This window comes from Salinicoccus kekensis (assembly GCF_900220995.1).
GTDB lineage: Bacteria > Bacillota > Bacilli > Staphylococcales > Salinicoccaceae > Lacicoccus > Lacicoccus kekensis.
The window spans coordinates 282,608-305,057 of the sequence record NZ_OBQF01000003.1 but is presented as its reverse complement, the minus strand read 5'-3'; the positions used below and the strand labels follow the sequence as shown (position 1 = coordinate 305,057).

The 22,450-nt window shown below is 50.1% G+C and carries 24 protein-coding genes; 12 read left to right on the top strand and 12 right to left on the bottom strand.

Features of this window, described 5'->3' with window-relative positions:
• Nucleotides 1-103 precede the first annotated feature (103 nt).
• The 5 genes from CRN96_RS08130 to CRN96_RS08110 are packed head-to-tail and all read left to right on the top strand — an operon-like array spanning nucleotide 104 to nucleotide 4,425.
• A complete protein-coding gene (locus CRN96_RS08130) occupies nucleotides 104-1,027 on the top strand; it encodes a metal ABC transporter solute-binding protein, Zn/Mn family (protein WP_097040967.1) in 924 nt (307 codons plus the stop codon).
• 11 nt (nucleotides 1,028-1,038) lie between these two features.
• A complete protein-coding gene (locus tag CRN96_RS08125; RefSeq protein ID WP_097040965.1) occupies nucleotides 1,039-1,761 on the top strand; it encodes a metal ABC transporter ATP-binding protein in 723 nt (240 codons plus the stop codon).
• Nucleotides 1,710-2,630, top strand: a complete 921-nt coding sequence (locus CRN96_RS08120; protein WP_245844591.1) for a metal ABC transporter permease — start codon at nucleotides 1,710-1,712, stop codon at nucleotides 2,628-2,630. Before CRN96_RS08125 ends, CRN96_RS08120 begins: the two co-directional genes overlap by 52 nt.
• Nucleotides 2,627-3,721 carry a metal ABC transporter permease gene (locus CRN96_RS08115; protein WP_097040961.1) on the top strand — a complete coding sequence of 365 codons (1,095 nt, stop codon included), beginning with the start codon at nucleotides 2,627-2,629 and terminating at the stop codon, nucleotides 3,719-3,721. The genes CRN96_RS08120 and CRN96_RS08115 overlap by 4 nt, the downstream gene beginning before the upstream one ends.
• Nucleotides 3,722-3,762: 41 nt before the next feature.
• Nucleotides 3,763-4,425 carry a metal-dependent transcriptional regulator gene (locus CRN96_RS08110; RefSeq protein WP_245844590.1) on the top strand — a complete coding sequence of 221 codons (663 nt, stop codon included), beginning with the start codon at nucleotides 3,763-3,765 and terminating at the stop codon, nucleotides 4,423-4,425.
• Nucleotides 4,426-4,467: 42 nt separating this feature from the next.
• Here the strand turns inward: CRN96_RS08110 and CRN96_RS08105 are convergent, their stop codons facing one another.
• The 4 genes from CRN96_RS08105 to chrA form a co-directional block, all read right to left on the bottom strand.
• Entirely contained in the window at nucleotides 4,468-4,935 is a 468-nt protein-coding gene (locus CRN96_RS08105; protein WP_097040958.1) for a Dps family protein, read from the bottom strand.
• A gap of 120 nt (nucleotides 4,936-5,055) precedes the next feature.
• Complete coding sequence (locus CRN96_RS08100) at nucleotides 5,056-5,838, bottom strand: Cof-type HAD-IIB family hydrolase (RefSeq protein WP_097040956.1); 783 nt, start codon at nucleotides 5,836-5,838, stop codon at nucleotides 5,056-5,058.
• 22 nt (nucleotides 5,839-5,860) lie between these two features.
• Nucleotides 5,861-6,271 carry a hypothetical protein gene (locus CRN96_RS08095; protein WP_097040954.1) on the bottom strand — a complete coding sequence of 137 codons (411 nt, stop codon included), beginning with the start codon at nucleotides 6,269-6,271 and terminating at the stop codon, nucleotides 5,861-5,863.
• A gap of 30 nt (nucleotides 6,272-6,301) precedes the next feature.
• A complete protein-coding gene (chrA, locus tag CRN96_RS08090) occupies nucleotides 6,302-7,519 on the bottom strand; it encodes a chromate efflux transporter (RefSeq protein ID WP_245844589.1) in 1,218 nt (405 codons plus the stop codon).
• Nucleotides 7,520-7,771: 252 nt separating this feature from the next.
• Between chrA and CRN96_RS08085 the strand changes: the two genes are divergently transcribed.
• The 3 genes from CRN96_RS08085 to CRN96_RS08075 all read left to right on the top strand — a co-directional run bounded on the left by CRN96_RS08085 (nucleotide 7,772) and on the right by CRN96_RS08075 (nucleotide 9,054).
• The gene (locus CRN96_RS08085) at nucleotides 7,772-8,419 is read left to right on the top strand and encodes a DUF2975 domain-containing protein (protein ID WP_179647155.1); all 648 of its coding nucleotides are present in this window, start codon (nucleotides 7,772-7,774) and stop codon (nucleotides 8,417-8,419) included.
• A 14-nt stretch (nucleotides 8,420-8,433) separates the two neighbouring features.
• A complete protein-coding gene (locus CRN96_RS08080; protein ID WP_179647154.1) occupies nucleotides 8,434-8,655 on the top strand; it encodes a helix-turn-helix domain-containing protein in 222 nt (73 codons plus the stop codon).
• An 87-nt stretch (nucleotides 8,656-8,742) separates the two neighbouring features.
• On the top strand, nucleotides 8,743-9,054 hold the full coding sequence (locus CRN96_RS08075) for a HesB/YadR/YfhF family protein (RefSeq protein WP_097040949.1): 312 nt from the start codon (nucleotides 8,743-8,745) through the stop codon (nucleotides 9,052-9,054).
• Nucleotides 9,055-9,088: 34 nt separating this feature from the next.
• Here the strand turns inward: CRN96_RS08075 and CRN96_RS08070 are convergent, their stop codons facing one another.
• The 5 genes from CRN96_RS08070 to CRN96_RS08050 form a co-directional block, all read right to left on the bottom strand.
• Nucleotides 9,089-9,535, bottom strand: coding sequence for a YaiI/YqxD family protein (locus tag CRN96_RS08070; RefSeq protein WP_097040946.1), 447 nt, complete (start codon nucleotides 9,533-9,535; stop codon nucleotides 9,089-9,091).
• 91 nt (nucleotides 9,536-9,626) lie between these two features.
• Nucleotides 9,627-11,777, bottom strand: a complete 2,151-nt coding sequence (locus CRN96_RS08065) for a DNA topoisomerase III (RefSeq protein WP_097040944.1) — start codon at nucleotides 11,775-11,777, stop codon at nucleotides 9,627-9,629.
• 106 nt (nucleotides 11,778-11,883) lie between these two features.
• Nucleotides 11,884-12,144 carry a hypothetical protein gene (locus tag CRN96_RS08060; protein WP_097040942.1) on the bottom strand — a complete coding sequence of 87 codons (261 nt, stop codon included), beginning with the start codon at nucleotides 12,142-12,144 and terminating at the stop codon, nucleotides 11,884-11,886.
• 19 nt (nucleotides 12,145-12,163) lie between these two features.
• Nucleotides 12,164-12,754, bottom strand: coding sequence for an anthranilate synthase component II (locus CRN96_RS08055; RefSeq protein ID WP_097040940.1), 591 nt, complete (start codon nucleotides 12,752-12,754; stop codon nucleotides 12,164-12,166).
• The gene (locus CRN96_RS08050; RefSeq protein WP_097040937.1) at nucleotides 12,751-14,154 is read right to left on the bottom strand and encodes an anthranilate synthase component I; all 1,404 of its coding nucleotides are present in this window, start codon (nucleotides 14,152-14,154) and stop codon (nucleotides 12,751-12,753) included. Before CRN96_RS08050 ends, CRN96_RS08055 begins: the two co-directional genes overlap by 4 nt.
• Before the next feature lie 664 nt (nucleotides 14,155-14,818).
• Between CRN96_RS08050 and CRN96_RS08045 the strand changes: the two genes are divergently transcribed.
• Both CRN96_RS08045 and CRN96_RS13160 read left to right on the top strand, forming a co-directional pair.
• Nucleotides 14,819-16,408 carry a catalase gene (locus tag CRN96_RS08045; RefSeq protein WP_143544307.1) on the top strand — a complete coding sequence of 530 codons (1,590 nt, stop codon included), beginning with the start codon at nucleotides 14,819-14,821 and terminating at the stop codon, nucleotides 16,406-16,408.
• 102 nt (nucleotides 16,409-16,510) lie between these two features.
• A complete protein-coding gene (locus CRN96_RS13160; RefSeq protein ID WP_143544306.1) occupies nucleotides 16,511-16,768 on the top strand; it encodes a hypothetical protein in 258 nt (85 codons plus the stop codon).
• A gap of 158 nt (nucleotides 16,769-16,926) precedes the next feature.
• Here CRN96_RS13160 and CRN96_RS08040 read toward each other — a convergent pair whose 3' ends face one another.
• From CRN96_RS08040 to CRN96_RS08030, 3 genes are all read right to left on the bottom strand, one after another.
• Nucleotides 16,927-17,433: a ferritin gene (locus CRN96_RS08040; protein ID WP_097040933.1), complete on the bottom strand. Its 507-nt coding sequence runs from the start codon at nucleotides 17,431-17,433 to the stop codon at nucleotides 16,927-16,929.
• 152 nt (nucleotides 17,434-17,585) lie between these two features.
• Nucleotides 17,586-19,145 (bottom strand): alanine/glycine:cation symporter family protein, encoded by a 1,560-nt coding sequence (locus CRN96_RS08035; protein WP_097040931.1) that lies wholly within the window; start codon nucleotides 19,143-19,145, stop codon nucleotides 17,586-17,588.
• A 306-nt stretch (nucleotides 19,146-19,451) separates the two neighbouring features.
• Nucleotides 19,452-19,898, bottom strand: a complete 447-nt coding sequence (locus tag CRN96_RS08030) for a DUF4385 domain-containing protein (RefSeq protein WP_097040928.1) — start codon at nucleotides 19,896-19,898, stop codon at nucleotides 19,452-19,454.
• Between the two features lie 79 nt (nucleotides 19,899-19,977).
• Here CRN96_RS08030 and CRN96_RS13340 point away from each other — a divergent pair, with 79 nt between their 5' ends.
• Both CRN96_RS13340 and CRN96_RS08025 read left to right on the top strand, forming a co-directional pair.
• Nucleotides 19,978-20,247, top strand: coding sequence for a hypothetical protein (locus CRN96_RS13340; RefSeq protein WP_218839923.1), 270 nt, complete (start codon nucleotides 19,978-19,980; stop codon nucleotides 20,245-20,247).
• Between the two features lie 222 nt (nucleotides 20,248-20,469).
• Complete coding sequence (locus tag CRN96_RS08025) at nucleotides 20,470-22,407, top strand: aconitate hydratase (protein ID WP_097040927.1); 1,938 nt, start codon at nucleotides 20,470-20,472, stop codon at nucleotides 22,405-22,407.
• The last annotated feature ends 43 nt before the right edge of the window (nucleotides 22,408-22,450 follow it).

Below are 22,450 nucleotides of genomic sequence, written 5' to 3'. Positions count from 1 at the left end.
TCTCCTCCTCCTCCCTCCATGTTTTCAGTTGACCCGTCCATGAGTTTAGGGTATCCTAAATTATAAATTAGATGACCCATATTTAATGGAGGGAGGTTTCCTTATGAGAGGGATTTTTTTATTGCTTACAGGTTTAACGATGCTGCTCACCGCATGCGGCAACACAAGCGGAAATGCCGCAGATGACGGCAGGCCGCAGTTCGCGGTGACCACGACATTTTTGTATGACATGGTTTCGGTGCTGGAGGAGGATGTCGATCATTTCAACGTCGAACTGATCATCCCCGCCGGGGAGGATCCCCACGTATACCAGCCGAAGGCAAGTGACCTGATCAAGATCAACGAATCTGATTTCATCATGTATCAGGGGCTGAACTTCGAGGGGCGGATGATCGACCTGCTCGAGACGGGCATTCCTATTGCCGATGACCTGGATACTTCATCACTTGAAACGATGGAAGAGGAGGGGGACATTGAAGTGGATCCCCATTTCTGGTTCAACATCGGCCTATATAAAGAGGCGATGACCAACGTCATGAATGTGCTGATCGAGAAGAACCCGGATGATGAAGCGCAGTACCGGGAAAATCTCGAAGATTACTTCGAGGAGCTTGATGACCTCGACAATTATGTCGAAGGCCGCATTGAGGAAATCCCCGAAGAATCGCGCATCCTGATCACGCCGCACGATGCATTCGGCTACCTCGCCGCAAGCTATGACATAGAAGTGCATGCACCGCAGGGGTTCTCAACCGATTCGGAAGTGTCCAACAACCAGATCCAGCAGACGGCAAACCTGATCCTGGAAAATGACATCAATGCGATATTCCTCGAATCGACCACGAACCCGGACCGCATGACCCGCCTGCAGGAAATCGTCACTTCGGCCGGCGGTGAAGTCGAAGTAATCAGCGGGGACAATGAAGCGTTACTGTCCGATTCGCTCGCCCCTGCCGGGTCGCCGGGTGGCACATATATCAGCATGTACAAACACAACATCGATACGATCGTCGATAATCTGAAATAGGGAGTTATTATATGGATAAGGATATTATTAAAGTGAATGACCTCATCGTCGCATATGATGACGAACCTGCCATATGGCACTTGAACATGGCTTTGCAGGAAAACAGCATCACTGCGATCGTCGGACCGAACGGTGCCGGCAAATCGACGCTGATCAAATCAATCATGCAGTTGATCAAACCGGTATCCGGGGAAGTCTGGATCAAAGGTTCAAAAAGCAGGAAGGCGCTTAAGGAAATTGCATATGTACCGCAGAAAGGCGAAGTCAACTGGGATTTCCCGACGACTGTGCTCGATGTCGTCATGATGGGAAGGTACGTGCACAAAGGCTGGCTGAAGCGGCCGAATAAAAAAGACCGTGAGATTGCGATGTCCGCCCTCAGGGTGATGAAGATGGAAGCATTCAGAAACCGCCAGATCAGTGAACTGTCGGGCGGACAGCGCCAGCGCGTCTTCCTCGCCCGTGCGATCTGCCAGAATGCCGGTATATATATCATGGATGAACCGCTCCAGGGCATCGACATCACCACTGAAAAGTTGATCATAGATACGATCAAGTCGCTCCAGCAGGAAGGCAAGACATTCCTGATCGTACACCACAACCTCGACACCGTCGAAGAGTACTTCGACCACGCCGTGATCATGAACAAGACCGTCATCGCCGCCGGTGGCATAGGGGACGTATGGACAAAGGAAAACATCGACAAAGCCTATACGGAAACGGGTGCAGGCTGATGGAACTGCTGTCGAGTTATACATTCCTGATTGTGGCAATCGGGACGACGATACTGTCCTTTGCCGCCGGAGTGATCGGCACCGTCAGTGTCATCAAGGGGCAGAGCCTGATCGGCGATGCGATCGGGCATGCCACCTTCCCCGGCGTCATCCTTGCGTTCATGCTCATCGGTGTCACGGATACGTTACCGCTCACCATAGGTGCAATCATTTTCGGCGTCATTGCATTCTTCTTCATACAGCTGATCACAAACCATTCGAAAGTGACGCTCGACGGGGCGCTCGCCCTGATATTGTCGTCATTTTTCGGTTTCGGCATGGCGCTTAAAAGCTATGTCCAGGGCAATCCCGGATTCAGCAACACCCAGGGCATCGATGATTACATCTTCGGCCAGGCCGCCTATATGCTGAGGCTCGATGTCTGGTTGATCATCATTGCTTCAGTCGCGAGCCTGCTCCTGTTTCTGATCTTTTACCAGCAGATCAGGATCTACACTTTCGACCCCGTCTACAGCTCGACGATCGGCATCAACCCGGCCCTCGTCAATGTTCTCGTGCTGTCGATGACCATACTGCTGATCGCGGTCGGCCTGAAGGCAGTCGGTGCAATATTGATCGTCAATCTGCTGATCGCCCCCGGAGTGATCGGGCTGTTATGGTCGAACCGTTTCAATATCGTCCTGCTGATTGCCGGCTTATCCGGTGCGGTCTCCGCATTCATCGGCACTTATATCAGCACTGCCTATGCCGGCTTCGCGACCGGTCCGTCAATCATCCTGGTGATGAGCATCATCGTTTTCATCTCCATGATGTTCGGAAGAAGGGGCATTATCACAAGGAAATTCAATTTGCGGGGTGATGCCACATGATCGAAGTCCTGATAGTACTGATCGTCGCATCACTCGCTACAAGCATCCTCGGCGTCTTTCTGGTTTTAAGGAACCAGGCCATGACGACGGATGCGATCAGCCATACGATACTGCTCGGCATCGTGCTCGCATTCTTCATCACACAGGATATCCGTTCACCGCTTCTGATCATCGGTGCCGCGCTTGTCGGGGTGCTCACCGTCTACCTGATACAGCTGATCAACCAGACGGACCTGATAAAAAATGATGCCTCGATCGGCATCGTCTTCACCGCACTCTTCGCCCTCGCGGTCATCCTGATTTCGAGGTATGCCGACCACGTCCATCTGGACATCGATGTCGTCATCGCCGGTGAGGTTTTATTCGCCCCGTTGAACCGGATAGAAGTTTTCGGCTTCAGCATCCCGAGGGCGCTCTGGCAGCTCGGCATACTTCTGATCGTGAACGTCGCCTTTGTCGCATTGTTCTACAAGGAACTGAAGGTCTCTTCATTCGACCCGAAATTCGCCTACGTCATCGGTTTCAGCACGACGCTCATCTACTATATGCTGATGACGCTCGTATCCATCACCGCAGTTGCCGCATTCGATGCCGTCGGTGCAATACTTGTCATCAACTTCTTTGTGGCACCGGTGCTCACGGCTTATCTGATTGTGAAACGTCTGGACCACATGATTTATCTGACTGCCCTGTTCGCCGTGCTGAACAGCACGCTCGGTTATCTGATCGGGTACAACCTGGATCTCTCCATGTCGGGTGCGACCGCGTCAGTCGCCTTCATCATCTTCACGATCGTGTTTTTATTCAAGCCGGACGGCTATATCGTCCTGAAAATAAAGAAACGCAGGCAGAGGAAGGAATTCATGCATGCGATGATTTTGATGCTGATGAACGAAGACGAACACGAAACAGTCACACCAGGGGAGATTTCCAGACATTTCAGCCTCACGGAGCCGGAGACTAAAAAGCAGCTGGAAACACTCGAAGTGGAAGGTTACGTCACAAGGGCCGACGACCGCTACAGACTGACCGTCAGGGGAGAGGAGTTCACGCACTACTCCCGCATAAAATATGGTTTGAAAGCTCATTAGTTTTAGCGGTAAGATGGTAAAGAGAGTGTTGTACAGCGGAGGTGTACGCTTTGAGTCCTACAAAAGAAGATTATATCAAAATATTATTCGAGCTCGGCGGCCGTTTCATGCGCGTCCCGAATAAGGAAGTTGCAGGCCGCCTGCAGATATCCCCGCCCACCGTAACGGAAATGATGCACAGCCTCGTCAAAGTCGGCTGGGTGGATTACATGCCCTACAAAGGCAGCATTTTAACGGAGGAAGGCACGGAACGTGCCAAACAGATCATCCGGAAACACCGCCTGTGGGAAGTCTTCCTGTTCGAGAACCTCGGTTTCGGCATCCACGATGTCCACAGGGAAGCGGAACTCCTCGAACATTCCACGAGTGATGCAGTCGCCCGGAAACTGGAGGAGTACCTGGATTATCCGGAGTTCTGCCCGCACGGCGGTGCCATCCGGACCAGCCAGATGGATGTCCAGGAAGACCGGACCATCACCATCTCCGATGCCGAACCCGGCAGAAAGTTCATGATTTCAAGGATCGTCGATGATGAGAAGCTGGTGAACTATTTCAGGAACCAGCATTTGAACATCGGTGATGAAGTGATTGTCAAAGAGGTGGACGCGGACATCGACCTGATCACTCTCGCCATCGTGAAGAATGGGGATGAAATCCAGATCAGCATGACGCTCGGGAAATACCTGTTCGTCGAATCCATATAAAAAAAGAGGGAAGCATCCGCTTCCCTTTTTTCGTGGAATTATTTACTTTTTGACTTCTTCACCCATATAAGCCTGAAGCATCCAGTTGTTCTTCTCGATGCTCTGGATATATCCGATGAACATATCCGCCGTCGCGTCATCGCCCACGTCTTCCGCTTCTTTCACACCGCTTTTCAGCTCTTCTTTAATCAATTCATAATCATCGATCAGCTGCTTGACCATGGCACCTTCATCCAGGCCGTATTCCGCTTCGGCAATGCCTGCTTCTTCAAGCGCCTCGGAAAGTTTGCCGATCGGCTGTCCGCCGATAGCGAGGATCCTCTCTGCAAGATCGTCCACAATGACTGCAGTCGATTCATACAGTTCCTCGAACTTCGCATGCAGCGAGAAGAAATGTGCACCTTTTACATACCAGTGGAAGTTATGGAGCTTGCCCCATAACACCGTGTGGTTCGCGAGCTGTCTGTTCAATGATTCGATCACTTTGTTCTTTTCAGTTACCTGTACCATGAAATCACCTTTCCTAAATGATAATTTATAGCGTACGGTTCAATATCTATCTTTATCCATCGTATCGTCACACTATCATTTTTCCCGGTAATCATGAATTTAAACATAAAAGATCCTGAATCAGATCAGATCCGCCTTCTGGAGGCCGTTCATGATGCCGTCCGAATCCACGCTTGAGGTGACATGCTTCGCATGTGCCTTGATTTCCTCGCGTGCATTACCCATCGCAAAACTGTTCGGCACATACTCAAGCATTTCGACATCATTCGCCCCGTCGCCGAATGCATAGACGTCCTTGATGTCGACATCCATTTTCTCGACGATTTTTTTGATGCCCTCGGCTTTGGAGCCGTTCTTCGGGGAAACATCCATCGAATAGGTGTGCCATCTGATGAACTGGAATGCATCGGTGAAATACTCCTGATAGACACCCTCCTCACCTTTCGGGCAGAACAAAAGCGACTGGTAGATGCTGCGCCCGATATGATACTCCGGATCATGGCCCGGCATGTAGCCGAGCTTCAGGGACGCGATGCCTTCAGTCATATAATCATGCTCCGGCACATTCGAGTGCATATTCTCATCATCCAGGTAGACGATCGGATGGTCATTTTTCATCGCCACTTCCGTGATGTCCTCGAGCCTTTTTGCGTCCAGCGGATTGGTGTGGATCAGTTCATCCTCGAACACCACATAGTTACCGTTCATGCTGACGAATGTGCTGATGCCGAGCTCCGCACGGAGATCCTCATACATGAAAGGCGAACGCCCCGTCGCGATGGCTGCGATATGCCCGGCGTCCTGCGCCGCCTTCACCGCTTCCTTCGTGGAGGCGGGCACCACTTTTTCATCATTGTAAAGCGTCCCGTCAATATCAAAGAAAATAATCTTCTGACTGCTCATTAAACATTGCTCCATTCATAATTTATAAAACGATGTCGATCCGCGATAAGCCGTAGTAAAGCACGACGATCAGCACAATCCATATGACCACCATGAACAGGTGCCCTTTATCATGAAATGCTGAATAAAGCTTCAAGTCGACGAGTGCGCTGAGCACGAACTGCCATGCGAGCACCGTCGCAAGCACCCATATCGCAACTTCACTCCCTGTAAAGATGAAGATCACCAGGGCGAGAAGATACGTCACGAGCATAAGGTACAGGAAAACCCGCTCAAGCTGTTTGATGTTCAACTCGCTGATCTTCAGGAAATCATCTTCCCCGGTATACCTCCTGTCATCGAAGGAAAAATAACGCTTCGTCTTCGATATATAGTGTGTATGGAACGACTTCAGGATCAAACCTGCAAATAAAACGAATAATAATATATACAAAATCTTCAGTCCTTCTCCGGTCTCAAATTGTTAAATACCCGGTAATAATTGTAATAGATATCCCACTACAACACCAAGGATAACGATTATCCAGGCAGGCATCTTCATCTTAAAGAGCATGAAGAACAACAACAGTGCCAGAAAGAAGTCTCTGCCAGAACTGATGCCGCTTGTGAACACCGGATTATAGAATGCCGCGAGCAGAATGCCGACGACAGCGGCATTGACCCCCATCAGGACGCTCTGGAACTTTTTATTCCCCCTGAGCACATTCAAAAATGGCAATGCGCTCATCACGAGCAGGAATGACGGCAGGAACATTGCGATTGTTGCAATGATGCCACCCATCGTACCGAGCATCACCGTGCCGAGGTAGCTTGCGAACGTGAATAAAGGACCCGGCACCGCCTGCGCCATACCGTAGCCTGCGAGGAACTGGTCGGCCGTGACGAGGCCCGTCGGCACGACTTCACGCTCGATCATCGGCAGCACCACATGACCGCCGCCGAAGACGATCGAACCGACGCGGAAGAAGATGTCGAATATGTTCAAGTATTCATTGTCGAATAAAGAATTCAATATCGGCAGCAGAATCAGCAGCCCGATGAGTGCGGCAAATGAGATGATGCCGATGTTCCGTGTCAGATTGAATTTGAAGTCCGTGAGTTTATTTTCCGCCTTATCCTTGAAGAGTATGTAACCCGCGACACCGCCTGCGGCGATGGTCAATATCTGAATCCACGCGTTCGGATATATGAGCATGAGACCCGCAGCACCAATCGCGATCAGCATCCTTGGTATATCCGGTGCAAGGTTTCGGCCCATGCCGATCAGGGCGTGCAGCACAACGGCGACCGCCACGACTTTCAGACTGTTGATGAAGACAGCACCTTCTAGATCAAAAGTCTGGTACATCAATGCGAAGATGATCAGCACGAGGGCCGACGGCACCGTGAAGCCGAGGAATGAAAGTATCCCGCCCGGTATGCCGCCCCGCAGCATGCCGATCGAAATCCCGACCTGCGAACTCGCCGGCCCCGGCAGGAACTGGCAGACTGCGATGATGTCCGCATACAACTTATCATCCAGCCATTTCTTCTTATTGACATATTCATCCTTGAAATATGCAAGATGCGCCACCGGCCCGCCGAAAGAAGTCAGACCCAGGCGGAGTGACGTCAGCAGGATTTCAAGCAGATTTCCCTGCCCGCGTTTCCTGTTCACTCTTGATTGAGATTCATTAGACATAGAAACCTCCATAATAATAGTTTTGTAGTCTAAAGTTAACAGGGTTTTCATATGAAATCCATAGCATGGCGGCAATTAATCAATTCTTAACATTTCAGGCGCCTGGCTGCCGATATGAAACCCTAAGTACTTTATTCCAATCCTTTAGTTAATGTATAAGGTAAAATATTTAATGATTATCATTAAATATTTATTGCTTTGTATTAAATTTGGATGTATAATGTAACTACAAAACATAAGGAGGAATCCCCGATGGCAGATCACACGCTCATCCACAAACGTTTCAAGACCATGGTCAACGTGCTTTACGTGCTTTCCTACATTCCACTCGCATTTGTTGCGCTCGGCATCCTTGTATTGCTTGGCGGCATCATTGCCGTGCCGTTCATTCCCTTCGCCGCCATCGAAAACAGGCTGACGGACCTGCCTGTGACCGGCACATATGAAACGACCGGTCTCACACTCGAGGTCACCGACGCCTATCTTGAGACGATTGCACTGGATCAGACGGCGATCCTGCTCACACTCGCTGCATTTCTGCTTTATCTTGCAGCCGTCGCAGTGATATTATTTTCCGTCAACAGATGGCTGTACAACTTGAAGCGTGGCAATATATTCACTATCAGAAACAGCCGCTTCATAGAGATTGCCGCCTACACTGTCATAATTTTGACTGTGATTGATGCGTTGGCTGATTTGGCCGTCGGATATTTGATGATGCAGACATTTTCATTGGCGGAAATTTCATCTGAATTGAACGAACAGCTGGTATTCGGCGTCGACCAGCTGAGCATCGAATTCAACCTGATGCTCCTGTTCAGCGGCATCATCATATGGATCCTCGCCAAAGTGTTCAAATACGGCGCATTCCTGCAGGAAGAATATGACGCAACAGTTTAGGAGGGGTGATTAATATGATTATAGTCAGACTCGACAGGGTGCTCGCGGACAGGAAGATGCCGCTCGGAAAACTGGCCGACGAAATCGGCGTATCCATCGTCAACCTCTCCAATCTGAAGACCGGTAAAGTGAAGGCCGTGAGGTTCTCGACGCTCAATGCGATATGCAGGGCACTCGACTGCCAGCCGGGGGATATTTTGGAATATGCGCCGGATGGACCTGAAGATGAAATTTAAATAGCGAAATATTTGCACTTTTCCGTAAATAGATATAGGATTGAGGCAATGATTTAATTATGTCATCAATCAAAGGGAGAGTGTAATATGAATTTAAAAGTAACAGACGCGGCACTTAAGTGGTTTAAAGATGATGTGGAACTGGAATCCGGCGACAAAGTGCGTTTCTTTGTCCAGATTTACGGCGACAGCGCCGTACGCGAAGGTTATTCACTCGCTTTTACTTTAGATAAAGATGACAGGAAAAAGGCAGTCGAATATGAGAAGGACGGCATCGAGTTTTACGTCAATGAAACGGATGTATGGTTCTTTGACGACCATGACCTTTCCGTGGAGTACGATGAAGAGAAAGATGAAGTCGTCTTCAACTATATAGGACAAAAAGAAAGACAAGCGTGATCTTCCCCGCCTGTCCTGATTAAGTAAACCCTCCTCAATCGGAGGGTTTTATTTTTTTACGGAACAATTCCCGGAATGTTTCCCCGTCTTCTTTCGAAAACGGCTTCGGACCTTTTGTCCTGCCCCCCGCCTGCCGGATTGCAGCGCTCATGTGGCGGGTATCAAGCAGATGGTCGATGTTCATCGCATCATACTCGAACCCTTTGTGGTGCAGCACTTTCGCACCCTTCGGCAGTAGCAGAGATGCTAACCCATAATCCTGCGTGACGACGATGTCGTCTTTTTTTGTGAGTGCAACGATTTTGAAATCCGCCGCATCCCGGCCCGCATCCACGTAAATCGTCTCAACATGGGCGGGCACACCCTGGTTGGAGAAATGTGAAATGCTCGATACCAGGGTGACCGGGATACTTTCATGTGCCGTCTCCCTGAAGATGATATCCTTCACCGGACAGGCATCCGCATCAACGATGACTTTCATATATTCGCACCCGCCTTTCATGATTTGATTATGGTCTGCGGCCGGTTATCGGCCGAACCAGCTCCCGCTTGGCCGATAAACGTAACCCCGGCTACTCCCTGAGCTTCAGTTTCTTCAATTGTTCAGCAAGGGCGTTGTTGATCGGTTCCGCTTCTTCATCTTTCTTCAGATATTTGTTCACGGTGCGCTTATCGACGCGGCCTTTACTTTCCTTTTTCCTGCGCGCTTCGAAGCTTGATAATTTTTCGCGGTGGCCGCACACGCATGTGAATATCTGGGCGTCACCCGAGCCGCTCAATGTGAGCTTCTTCTTGCATTTCGGACATCTGGCGTTCGTGATTTTCGCGACATTCTTCCTGTGGCCGCATTCGCGGTCCTGGCAGACGAGCATCTTGCCTTTCTTGCCGTTCACTTCAAGCAGCGGTTTGCCGCAGTCCGGGCAGTCACGGCCGGAGATGTTGTCGTGCTTGAATGTCTTATCACTTGCCTTCACTTCAGCGACGATATCTTTCGTGTGCTTCTTCATATCATTGATGAATTTCTGCTTATCCAGCTCACCGCGCTCGATTTTCTCGAGCTGTTTCTCCCATACCGCCGTCGTCACCGGGGATTTCAAAATTTCCGGTGCAAGGTCGAGCAATTGCTTGCCTTTCGATGTGATCTTGATCGCCTGGCCGTTTTTCTCAAGATAAAACGTGTTGAACAGTTTATCGATGATATCCGCACGGGTGGCGACCGTTCCAAGCCCGCCGGACTCGCTCAGCGTTTTGCTGTGGGTCTTGTCCATGCTGAAATATTTAGCCGGGTTTTCCATCGCCTGAAGGAGGGATGCTTCAGTGAACCTCGGCGGTGGCGTTGTTTCACCGGTCGTCTTGTTCACACTCTGAATTTTAAGCGTCTCGCCCTTTTCGACATCCACAGTCTTGCCTTCCGCTTCTTCCGTATAAGCGATCTTGAAGCCCTGCTTCAGCACGCGGTTGTACTTCGTCTCAAGCACCTCACCGTTCACTTCGGCGGTCACCGTCGTCTCCTCATACTCATAAGGCGGCAGCAGGACGGCCATGAAGCGCTGGATGACCAGGTCATACACGCGTTTTTCCCGCTCGCTGAAATCACTGTAATGCACAGTGCTTTCGGTTGGGATGATCGCATGGTGGTCGCTCACTTTTTTGTCGTTGACGAATGAGCCGTTCCCGTTGATCGGCGCGCGCAGAATGTGCGTTGCGACTTTACGGAAATTGCCGATGCCGCTCGCCTGGACACGTTCCTTCAAGGTCGGCACGATATCCTCGGAAATAAACTTCGAGTCGGTCCGCGGGTACGTCAGCACTTTATGCCTTTCGTACAGCCCCTGCATCGTCTGCAGCGTCTCTTTTGCCGATAAGCCGTAGATCTTGTTCGCATCCCGCTGCAGTTCGGTCAGGTCATACAGCCCCGGTGCGAACTGTTTCTTTTTCTTTTTGACGACATCTTTTACGGTTAATTGATCCGCCTTCAGCTTCTTCTCGATGGCGTCGATCTTATCTTTATTGAAAGTCGAGAAGTTATTGCCGTCCTTCCACTTGAACTTCAGCTTATCCGTCGCAACCTCAAGACCGTAGTATGTTTTCGGCTTGAATTTTTTAATCTCCTCATCGCGCGCTGCGATGATGGCAAGCGTCGGTGTCTGGACGCGCCCGCAGTTCAGCTGTGCGTTGAACTTCGTCGTCAGCGCACGGGTCGCGTTCAGCCCGACATACCAGTCCGCCTCACTCCTCGCAACGGCCGCCTGATACAGGTTGCGGTATTTATTGCCGGGCTTCAGATTTTTGAATCCTTCCGAAATCGCCTTGTCGGTGACGGAAGATATCCACAGACGTTTAATCGGTTTGTTCACCTTCACGTAGTCGATGATCCAGCGGGCTACGAGCTCGCCTTCACGTCCGGCGTCTGTCGCGATGATGATTTCATCCACATCTTTCCGCTTCAGCTGCGTCTGCACCGCCTTGAACTGCTTTGTCGTCTGCGGTATATGCGTGAGCTTCAATGGCTCCGGCAGCATTGGCAGATCCGCCAGGTTCCACTTCTGGTATTTCTTATCGTAACGCTCCGGGTCCTGCAGGGTCACCAGGTGGCCGAGCGCCCATGTCACAATATATTTATCCCCTTCAAGGAAACCGTTCCCTTTTTTACTGCACTTCAGCACGCGGGCGATGTCCCGGGCGACCGAAGGCTTTTCAGCAAGCACTACACTTTTTGCCAAAATATTCATCCTCTCTCGTTCACAATTCATCATTCAATTATACTGCTTTTCCCCTCCGGAATAAAGCCATTGAAAAAGGACTGCCCATATGGACAGTCCCCATGCATCATTTCTCCTCGAGCCCGTTCACAAACTGTTTCGCTTCGGCCTGAGACATGCCGGTGACATTCCTTACGTACTTCACCGCTTTGCCGGCCCCCTGGGTCTCGAGCTTATCTCTTGCCTCCACGACCCATTTCTCTTCGGCGGGCGGCGCCTCGAGCTTTTCGATCTTCTCCCTCAGGTGTGCAAGCTCCTTGCGCTGGGCGAAGATGATCGTCACTCCCGCAAAGACGAGCAGTATAAGCCCCATCGTCAGTAAATCCATATTCAACGCTCCTTATGAATCAGCTCCGCGCCTCCTGTACCGGCGCCAATTTGCTGTTTTTCATCACTTCAATATAGTTCCTTATGATATCACTCCCGGCGTCGCATGCAAAGGACTCGGGGTGATATTGGATGCCGAAGTGGGGCTTTTCGATATGTTCAAAAGACTGGATTGAATCCCGAGTCTCACCGGTCACCCTCAAGTCCGCAGGAAATGTTCCCCGGTCGCTCACAAGGGAATGGTACCGCATGATTTCGATCGTGTCTCCGAGGCCTTTATAAAGCTTTGAATCCCCGACCACACGCATCTCATCCATCTTGCCGTGTTTCACGACAGTACCTTCCACGACCTCACCGCCGTAATGGCAGGTCAGCGCCTGGGAGCCCAGGCAGATGCCGAGTATCGGCTTATCCTCATAAGCCCGGATGACTGCCGCCAGATGACCGTTATCCAGCGGATGCCCGGGCCCCGGAGAGATTACGAGCCCGTCGATCGCAAGGTCCGGCACATCTTTGTCATCGGGATACCTTACGATCACTTCATCATATTCTTCCAGCATGTCGATCAAGTTGTAGGTGAATGAATCATAATTGTCGATTACAAGTATCATGGGTGCACCTCCAAAAGGCTCTTCACTTTCAGCTTCGTCTCTTCCAGTTCCTTTTCCGGCACAGAGTCATAGACGACGCCGCAGCCGGCTTCCACATTCACATATTCCCCGTCGACGAGCATCGTGCGGATGGCAAGGGCGAAATCCAGCTCCTGGTTGCAGTTGATGTAACCCACACCGCCTGAGTATACGCCCCGCTTCTCCGGACGCACTTCATATATACGCTCGATTGCGCGGAGTTTCGGCGCACCCGATACGGTACCCGTAGGCAGCAGACTTGTCACGACATCGATTGGGGAGATGTCCTTTTTAACATCACCCGTCACGACGCTCACGATATGCATGACGTGCTCATACTTCTCGATCTCCATCAGACGTTCAAGCTTGACGCTCCCCTGCTCGCTCACACGGTTCACATCATTGCGTCCAAGGTCGACGAGCATGCGATGTTCGCTGAGTTCCTTCTCATCACTGGAGAGCAGTTCTGCGTTCACTGAATCCTCTTCTGCATCACGCCCGCGTTTGATCGTGCCTGCAATCGGATTCGTGATCACCTTGCCTTTTTCAACCTTAACGAAACTTTCAGGAGAGCTGCCGACGATGATTGGATCATCGAAGTTCAAATAGTACATGTACGGACTCGGATTCTGCCGTTTCAAATTTTTATACAGCTGGAAAGTGAGCACATTCCGCTCATGCCCGAATGCGTGGCGGTATTTATAGATCCGTGAAGGCACAGCCTGGAACATATCGCCTTTCTGGATCAATGATTTGAAATATGACACGGTGTCCATGAAGTCCGCTTCGGTGATGTTTGTCTCGATCTCCCGGTTTTTATTGTCATAATCGATCACCGGATGATAGAGCCGGACCGACTTAAGTTCCCCGACCATACTTTCAAGGCGTGCTTCAAGCTCTTCCCGCCCTGCATTTGAAAACAGGTTCGATGTGATCACATGGATCTTCTCCTTGTAATGATCGAACACATACAGGCTCTCCACCATGTAGAACACCAGGTCATTGGTCGTATTTTCAATCTCGATCTCCTGCAGTTTTTTGAATGCATGGCGCACAAGATCGAAGCTGCAGCTGCCGACGAAGCCTGAGACGAGCGGCAGGTCCGCAAGCACCGGATCCTCGATTTCCGCCTTATATTCATTCAGCAGATTTTTAAGTTTTTCATAAGGATTGATGCCGTAGCTGAAAATGGTGTCCGGATACTCGATCGTCAGCGTATGGCTGTCGAGCGTCACTTTCCCTTGATGATCGAATGCAAGCATCGAATACCTGCCTTTCATTTCGTGCTGCGACGCACTTTCAAAAATGACCTTCTTCTCCCTCATCTGCGCAAGCGCCTCCGGCGTCACTTCCGCATTCAATGTTTCATATATGATTTCCATCCTGAATCCCCCTTTTTAAAATAAAAAAATAAGCCCCCTAAACGAATAGGACGCTTACACGCGGTGCCACCTAAATTGGGGACGTAGTCCCCCACTTGACTGATATCGAATTATGCACCGGCAAAACCCAATTCATCCGGCATCCATATCGGTTCGCATCAACCACCGACTTTCTGAAATAAAAACACCGGATTACTCATTTCCACCTGAATAAAAAAGCACCACAGCAACGCCTCAAGGACGCGTCACCGTGGTGCCACCTTAATTAACATAATGAATGTTCACTCTTAAAAGCATATTTTAAATTTTAATTAATGCCCAATTCACAAATATCGTGTGCTGATTTGCATCATCCATCAGCTTTCTTCGACTACATCGTATATTTGCTACTGAATATCTAATAATATATAGCGGTTCGTCAGATAAGTCAACTGTTAATTCTAAATATTTGCATTTCCCTGTTATTTCCTGCCTCTCAAAAGTTTATCAGCTCCGGTATCCGGGTAATTTTTACATGTAAACTGAATGGACTTTTGGCAAGCGGCAAATATATCACTTATATAGATTGAAGCGGAAAAATTTACAGGAGGTTTTTATTTTGGCAGATAAGAATTATCAGAAGGAGAATGAAATCCCTCGCGAAAAAGAAGCAGATCGTGAACCGATGACGACCCGTCAGGGCCATCCGGTGACGGATAACCAGAACATGCGCACGATCGGCGACCGCGGCCCTGCGACGATGGAAAACTATCATTTCCTTGAGAAGATGTCGCACTTCGACCGTGAAGAAGTGCCGGAACGTGTCGTCCACGCTCGCGGTACCGGTGCATTCGGCTATTTCGAAACTTACGGCAAGGTCGGCGATGAGCCGGTCGAAAAATATACGCGCGCCAAAGTGTTCTCAGGCGCAGGCAAGCGGTCACCTCTTATGGTGCGTTACTCCACTGTGGCGGGAGCGAAGGATTCCCCCGAGACGGAGCGTGACCCGAGAGGATTCGCTGTGAAAATGTATACTGAGGATGGGAACTGGGACCTCGTCGGCAATAACCTGAAAATCTTCTTCATCCGTGATGCGATGAAATTCCCGGGTATGATCCACGCATTCAAGCCCGATCCGGCATCGAACATTCCGGATCCGACAAGGATGTTCGACTTCGTGTCCCGCTCACCGGAAGCGATCCATATGATCACCTTCCTTTTCTCACCGTGGGGCATCCCTGCAACGTACCGCCATATGCAGGGCTCGGGTGTAAACACGTACAAATGGGTCAACGACGAAGGCGAAGCAGTCCTCGTCAAATACCACTGGGAACCGAAACAGGGCATCCGTAACCTGACACAGGAAGAAGCGGATGAAATCCAGTCTAAAACTGTGGCCCATGCGACGGAAGATCTTTATATGGCAATCGAGCGCGGAAATTATCCGGAGTGGGAGCTGTTCGTCCAGATTATGGAAGACGACTATCATGAGGAGCTTGATTTCGACCCGCTCGATGATACGAAACTCTGGCCCGAGGATAAATTCCCTTGGCTGCCGGTCGGTAAAATGGTGCTCAACGAAAATCCGACGGACTTCCATGCACAGATTGAGCAGGCATCATTCGGTACCGGTGTACTTGTCGATGGTATGGACTTCTCCGACGACAAGATGCTGATCGGAAGGACCTTCTCCTACTCCGATACGCAGCGTTACCGCGTCGGTGCAAACTATCTGCAGGTGCCGGTCAACAGACCGAAGACGAACGTCCGCACGAACCAGCACCGAGGCCAGCTCGATCACCGTGACCCGAGCGAGATGGGTGACGATCCGAGCATCAACTATGAGCCTTCGATGCGCGGTGGCCTTGAAGAAGCGGAAGAAAGAGGCAAACCGCATCAGCCGACTTACAATGCGGAAGCATTGAGTAAGCCGATCGACCGCCCGAACAACTACGGACAGGCCGGTGAGACGTACCGCAACTTCGAAGACTGGGAACGTGATGAACTCATCAAGAACTTATCCAATGTACTCGCACAGAGCGACGAGCGCATCCAGGAAGCGATGGTATATCACTTCACTCAGGCTGACGAAGACTACGGCAGACATGTCAAAGAAGGCATCAAAGCCAAAGTGAAGGAAATGGAACAAATGGAAGATGAGGGCGTGCCGGGCCGTGAAGCCGGACAGAAATCCAAATTCGGCGCAGGCACCCAGAAACAGCAGGAGGCGGCACAGGACGCAGTCGAAAAAGGTAATGAAGCCGATCCTTATTAAAATGATGAACAAGGAGGGACTTTTGTCCCGCCTTGTTTTTATTTGGCTGCCTCTGTTTTGATGATTGGGTAAGAGGGTGCTCATTCATCATGGGAACTGGCATTGAATGAGCAGGCCACGAAAAATTCTGCTCACCCAGCCTTAAAATCATCCTTGGATGAGCAGGTTGAAAGATATTCTGCTCACTCAGCCTTAAAGTCATCCCTGGATGAGCAGGTTGAAAGATATTCTGCTCACTCAGCCTTAAAATCATCCTTGGATGAGCAGGTTGGAAGATATTCTGCTCACTCAGCCTTGAAAACACCATCGGATGAGCAGCTCGAGAGAAAATCTGATTACTCATCTCAAAATAATCATTGAATGAGCAGGCCAAGAGAAATTCTGCTCATTCACCTTTAAAATCACCCTCGAATAAGCAGGGGCGTCAATAAATCTGAATTCCCACATAAAAAAAGAGACCGGGTTCCACCCAGCCTCCATTTACTACACCAGGAAGTCATTTCCCGGGAAATAGCTTTTTATTCTTCCGGTACGTCGAATTGTCTTTTCGCGAGTTCGCGTTCATATACATACAATGCGTTGCCGTCATCTTTCAACCGGCCGATGTAATCAAGGTGTGTCTCGAACATCGCTTCTTCTTCCACCTGCTCATCGAGGAACCATCTGACGAAGGACAACGTCATATGTTCACGGTCTTCGGTGGCGATATCGGAAATCTCATAAAAGTTTTTGGTCACCGTCTTCTCCTGTTCAAGCCCCTGCCTGAAAGTGTCGAGCAGTGAATCATAATCGTTCTTAGGTTCGGGAATGCTCTGGAATTTTGCATGTACGCCGCGGTCAGTCAAATAGTTGTATATTTTAGTGCCGTGGTACCGCTCCTCTTTGGCCTGCTGCTTATAGAAGTTGGCAAAGCCATCATAACTCTTGCTTTCGCAATACGACGCCATTGCCAGATACTCGTGCGCTGCTGCAAATTCATGGTTCATCTGGTCGATCAAAGCCTGTTTCAACTTATCTGATAACATTGTAGAACCTCCCTTTCACCATTCATTATATCGACTACCTCCGTACAATATCAAAAAATTGACCCGGCTACAGAAGATTTCCGCACCCGGACAGAAAAACTCCTGCATACCGGATTGTCATTCCATCCGGGATGCAGGAGCTGCATTTCTCTTTATTTACCTTCTTCAACCTCATCAGAATATTTATATTCCGGGTCGTTCCGTTTCGGATATTCCACCGTCCAGAAGTCCGCACCCTTCATATCCTTATCCGGTGTATAGATGATTTCTTCGATTTTCCCCTGTTTTTTGAGTTTATACTGCTGTTCGTAATCTTTGAAGGCGCGCAGGGCCGGTTTCTGAAGGAGCAGTATGGCGATGATGTTGATCCACGCCATGAGCCCGACACCCAGGTCACCGAACTGCCATGCAAGACCCGCCGTGGAAACTGTGCCGTAGTAAGCTGAAGCGATCAGCGCGATACCCAGCAGCGGTTTGGCGAGAGGTACCTTGTTCTTTGTGATGTAGACGAGGTTCGTCTCCGCGATATAGTAGTACGCGAGCAATGTCGTATAGCAGAAGAATAGCAATGCAAATGCGACAAAGTATGTGCCGAAGCCGATGAAATCAGGTGTGAACCCTTCGAGACCATGGAACGCTTTATCAACGCTCGCCTGTGTGAAAGCCACCGTACCGCTGACATCCCGCGTGCCGTCGCCCGCTTCCTGATAGACGTTGTTATCGATGAGCAGTCCATCCGCACCATCTGATACGTTGTACATGCCGGTGATGAGGATCATCAGCGCTGTCGCCGTACATACGAATAATGTATCAATATATACGGAGAACGCCTGAACGAGCCCCTGTTTCGCCGGGTGGGAAACTTCAGCCGCACCGGCAGCATGTGCGCCGGTACCCTGACCCGCTTCATTCGAATAAAGCCCCCGTTTGACACCGATCATGATCATGGCGCCGACGATACCGCCGAATGTCTGTTCAAGACCGAATGCACTTCTGAAGATCAGTGCAAAAAGCCCAGGCACCTGTTCGATGTTCATGATGACGATGATACCCGCAACGATGATGTACGCGATGGCCATGAACGGCACAATTGCAGTCGCAACACTCGCGATTGTCCTGATTCCCCCGAAGACGACCGCCCCAAGTATGATGACCAGGAAGATGCCGACCATCCAAGGTTCAACCGGGAATGCATTGGTTGCAGAACCTGATATCGAGTTTGCCTGGATGCCCGGAAGCAAAATGCCGCAGGCAATGACAGTCACTACTGCGAATAACAGTGCATAGTACTTGCCGAATGTGCCGCCGATCCCTTTTTCGATGTAGTAGGCAGGTCCCCCACGGTACTGACCGTCCTGCCTCTGTTTATAAATCTGTGCAAGCGTCGACTCGACGAATGCACTGCCCGCGCCTAAAAATGCAATGAGCCACATCCAGAAGATCGCACCAGGACCCCCAAGGAAAATTGCTGTAGCCACACCGACGATGTTACCCGTGCCGACACGTCCGGCAAGTGACACCGCAATGGCCTGGAAACTTGAGATCCCCTCTGCAGACTTCTGCCCGCCGAGCATCAGGCGCACCATATCTATGACATACCGTACCTGGAAAAACTTCATCCTGAGTGAGAAATAAAGACCGACGACAACGAGCAGGATGACGAGTGCCGCGCTCCAGACGATATCGTTCAAAAACGTCACAATAGCTTCCATTTAAACATCCCCTTTGTTTTTCAACTCTGTAAGCTGAGATAAATATAGTATATTTATGCCCGGTTGTCTACTATTATTTTCAGAAATTTCAACCGCTTACAAAGCTGTCATGACAGTGCTTACAGCAAACTTTGGTACATAAGGGTTTGTATATATTTATGCAGTTACTTATAAATTATGGGATTTATCTTTATAATCAGAGAAATGATGTTTATAAACAGATTTAATGACAAAATATATGCACCATTGCATATATTGATATAAAAATATAACCGGCTCATATTTGAACCGGCTGCTTGTATTAATTCATCCATATTCTTTTTGATGCTTCCTCTTCAATTTCAAATACTCTTCATCCTCACGGACCTTGATCCATTTCTCTTCGAATATCCGTGCAGACTCCGCCTTCTCCTCATCAATCTGCCGCTCCTTCACTTCACCGTCTTCATCATATTTCCGTCCGCCTTTATAGTTCGCATAGCGGCGGGAGCGTGTATAGCCCATCTGCAGAAACTTTCTCGCCATGTCCATGCCGACGAAATCATCATTCTTCTTGTACTCCTCGTACATCTTATAAATCTTATCCGATGACTCGCGCGCAATATCCGGGGTCTTGAACCGCCAGTGCGGCAGGATCTCACTTTTATAAGGCTCGACGAGCAGCACACCCTGCTCACCCCGGCCGACACGGTAGAGCTCCGGCTTTTCCCTGAAATCAATCGAATCGAAATCGAGGTCATAGTCGAACGCCATCATATCCCCTCCAGTCCTCTTTTGATATATCATTTTATCTTTTACCCTGATGCCCAGTCTGCGAACCTGAAAACTGCAGATGGAAACAAGTGAGGATGCAGGAGTGAAAAACATTCCATTTACACCAACCCGGCGTTGCACTACAATTAAGAAAAAGCAGACAAGGGTGATATGGATGAAAGGTTTGTTATGGATAGTGGGGATGTTTCTGCTTCTCGTTGTCATATTTATTATAATCTGGGTCATGACTGCGGACCGTGTCGGCAACACGGAAGTCCTGCTGCCCGGAGGCGGCATTGAATATTTAGGAGCTGCCAGGGAAGCAGTTTATAACCAGTGGTTCATCTGACTGTAAACGATTTTTATCAGAATGTCTTTGGACAATAATCATATAAGTATACGAATGACCCTTTTATAACCGGGACGGCATCCCGCTGTAAAGGGGTTTATTTTTTGGAGGCGAACCAACGAAAATTCCTGGTTTTCAGTTTACCTTTCCCGATTTAGTGCAATAGTATATGTACAAGTGATTTTTCGACAGCGTAAGCGAATATTACAGGAGGGGTATGAAATGCAGTTGAATGTTTCACAAAAGTTAATCAAGGACCATCTGGTATCCGGTGAGATGACACCGGGTTCGGAAATCGGCCTTAAGATCGATCAGACGCTCACGCAGGATGCGACGGGGACGATGGTGATGCTGGAGCTGGAAGCGATGGAACTTGACCGGGTGAAGACCGAAGTGTCCGCCCAGTACGTCGACCACAACCTGATCCAGGATGACCACCGTAACCCCGATGACCACATATTCCTAAGAAGTGCCGCACAGCGATTCGGCGTCTACTACAGCAGGCCGGGTAACGGGGTGAGCCACCCTGTCCATATGCAGGACCTCGCCATACCCGGCAAGACGCTACTCGGATCGGACAGTCATACATGCGCAAACGGATGCATGGGTATGCTCGCAATGGGTGCCGGCGGTATCGACGTCGCCATGGCCATGGCGGGTGAAACTTACCATATCACGATGCCGCGCATCATGGGTGTCAAACTCACCGGCGAGCTGCCTGAATGGGTCAGCGCAAAAGATGTCATCTTGGAACTGCTCCGCCGTCACAGTGTCAAAGGCGGTGTCGGCAAAATCATCGAGTATTACGGACCGGGGCTCGACAGCTTATCCGCAATGGACCGTCATGTGATTGCGAATATGGGTGCAGAGCTCGGCGCAACCGCGTCGGTGTTCCCGTCGGACGATGAAGTGAAGCGCTTCATGTCGACACAGAAGCGTGAACATGAATGGGTGGAACTGAAGGCGGACGAAGGTGCCGAATATGATGATCACGATGAAGTGAACTTATCTGAACTGGTTCCGCTCATCGCAAAACCGACAAGTCCCGACAATGTTGTACCGGTGACTGAAATCGAAGGGGATCCGATCTACCAGTCGTATATCGGATCATCGGCAAACCCGGGTTACCGCGACTTTGCGATCGCAAGCAAGATTGTGGAAGGCAGGCAGGTGGCGAACGGTATTTCCTTCGACATCAACCCGACTTCCAGGCAGCAGCTCCAGCAGCTCGTAGAAAACGGTCATATCGCGAACCTCCTGTCCGCATCCGGCCGTCTCCACCAGGCAGGCTGTAATGGCTGCATCGGCATGGGACAGGCACCGGCTTCAGGCCAGAACAGCCTCCGCACGACGCCGAGGAACTTCCCTGGACGTTCCGGGACAAGGGAGGACAGCGTCTTCCTGTGCAGCCCTGAAACCGCAGCCGCTTCAGCTTTGACCGGTGTCATCACAGACCCGAGGACGCTCGATATCCCGTATCCTGAAATCGAGGAACCGGCAATACCTGAAAAAGGACTGGAGATGCTTGAAGCACCGCCCGAGGATAACCAGAGCGTCGAAATCAAAAAAGGGCCGAACATCTCGAAAATCCCTGATTTCGAACCGATTGAAGACAACTTCGACGTACCGGTGATCCTCAAGATGGGGGACAACATCTCGACCGATGAAATACTCGCAGGCGGTTCAAGGGTCCTCCCGTACCGCAGTAACATCGAGATGATCAGTACATTCACTTTCGAAGGTGTGGATGAGACGTACAATGACCGCGCACTGGATATCCGTGAAGAAAGCGGCCATATGATCGTTGCCGGCCATAACTACGGACAGGGCTCCAGCCGTGAACACGCCGTGCTCGCACCGCGCTACCTCGGCATGAAAGTTGCCCTGGTGAAGGACTTTGCACGGATCCACCTGCAGAACCTCATCAACTTCGGCATACTGCCGCTCACTTTCGCCAACCCGGAAGACCATGAACTGATCGAGCATGGCGACATCATAGAATTCAGGAATATCCATGACAACATCAGGAGTGGCAGCACATTCGAAGTCACCCTGAAGGAATCCGGCAGGAAAATCCCGGTCAGACACAGCATGACACAAAGACACCTCGACATCATGCTCGCCGGCGGCATCATCAACTGGGTGAAACAGAGAAGCTAGACCTTAGCATGAAAGGCCCCAAAAGGGCCTTTTATTTTTGTGC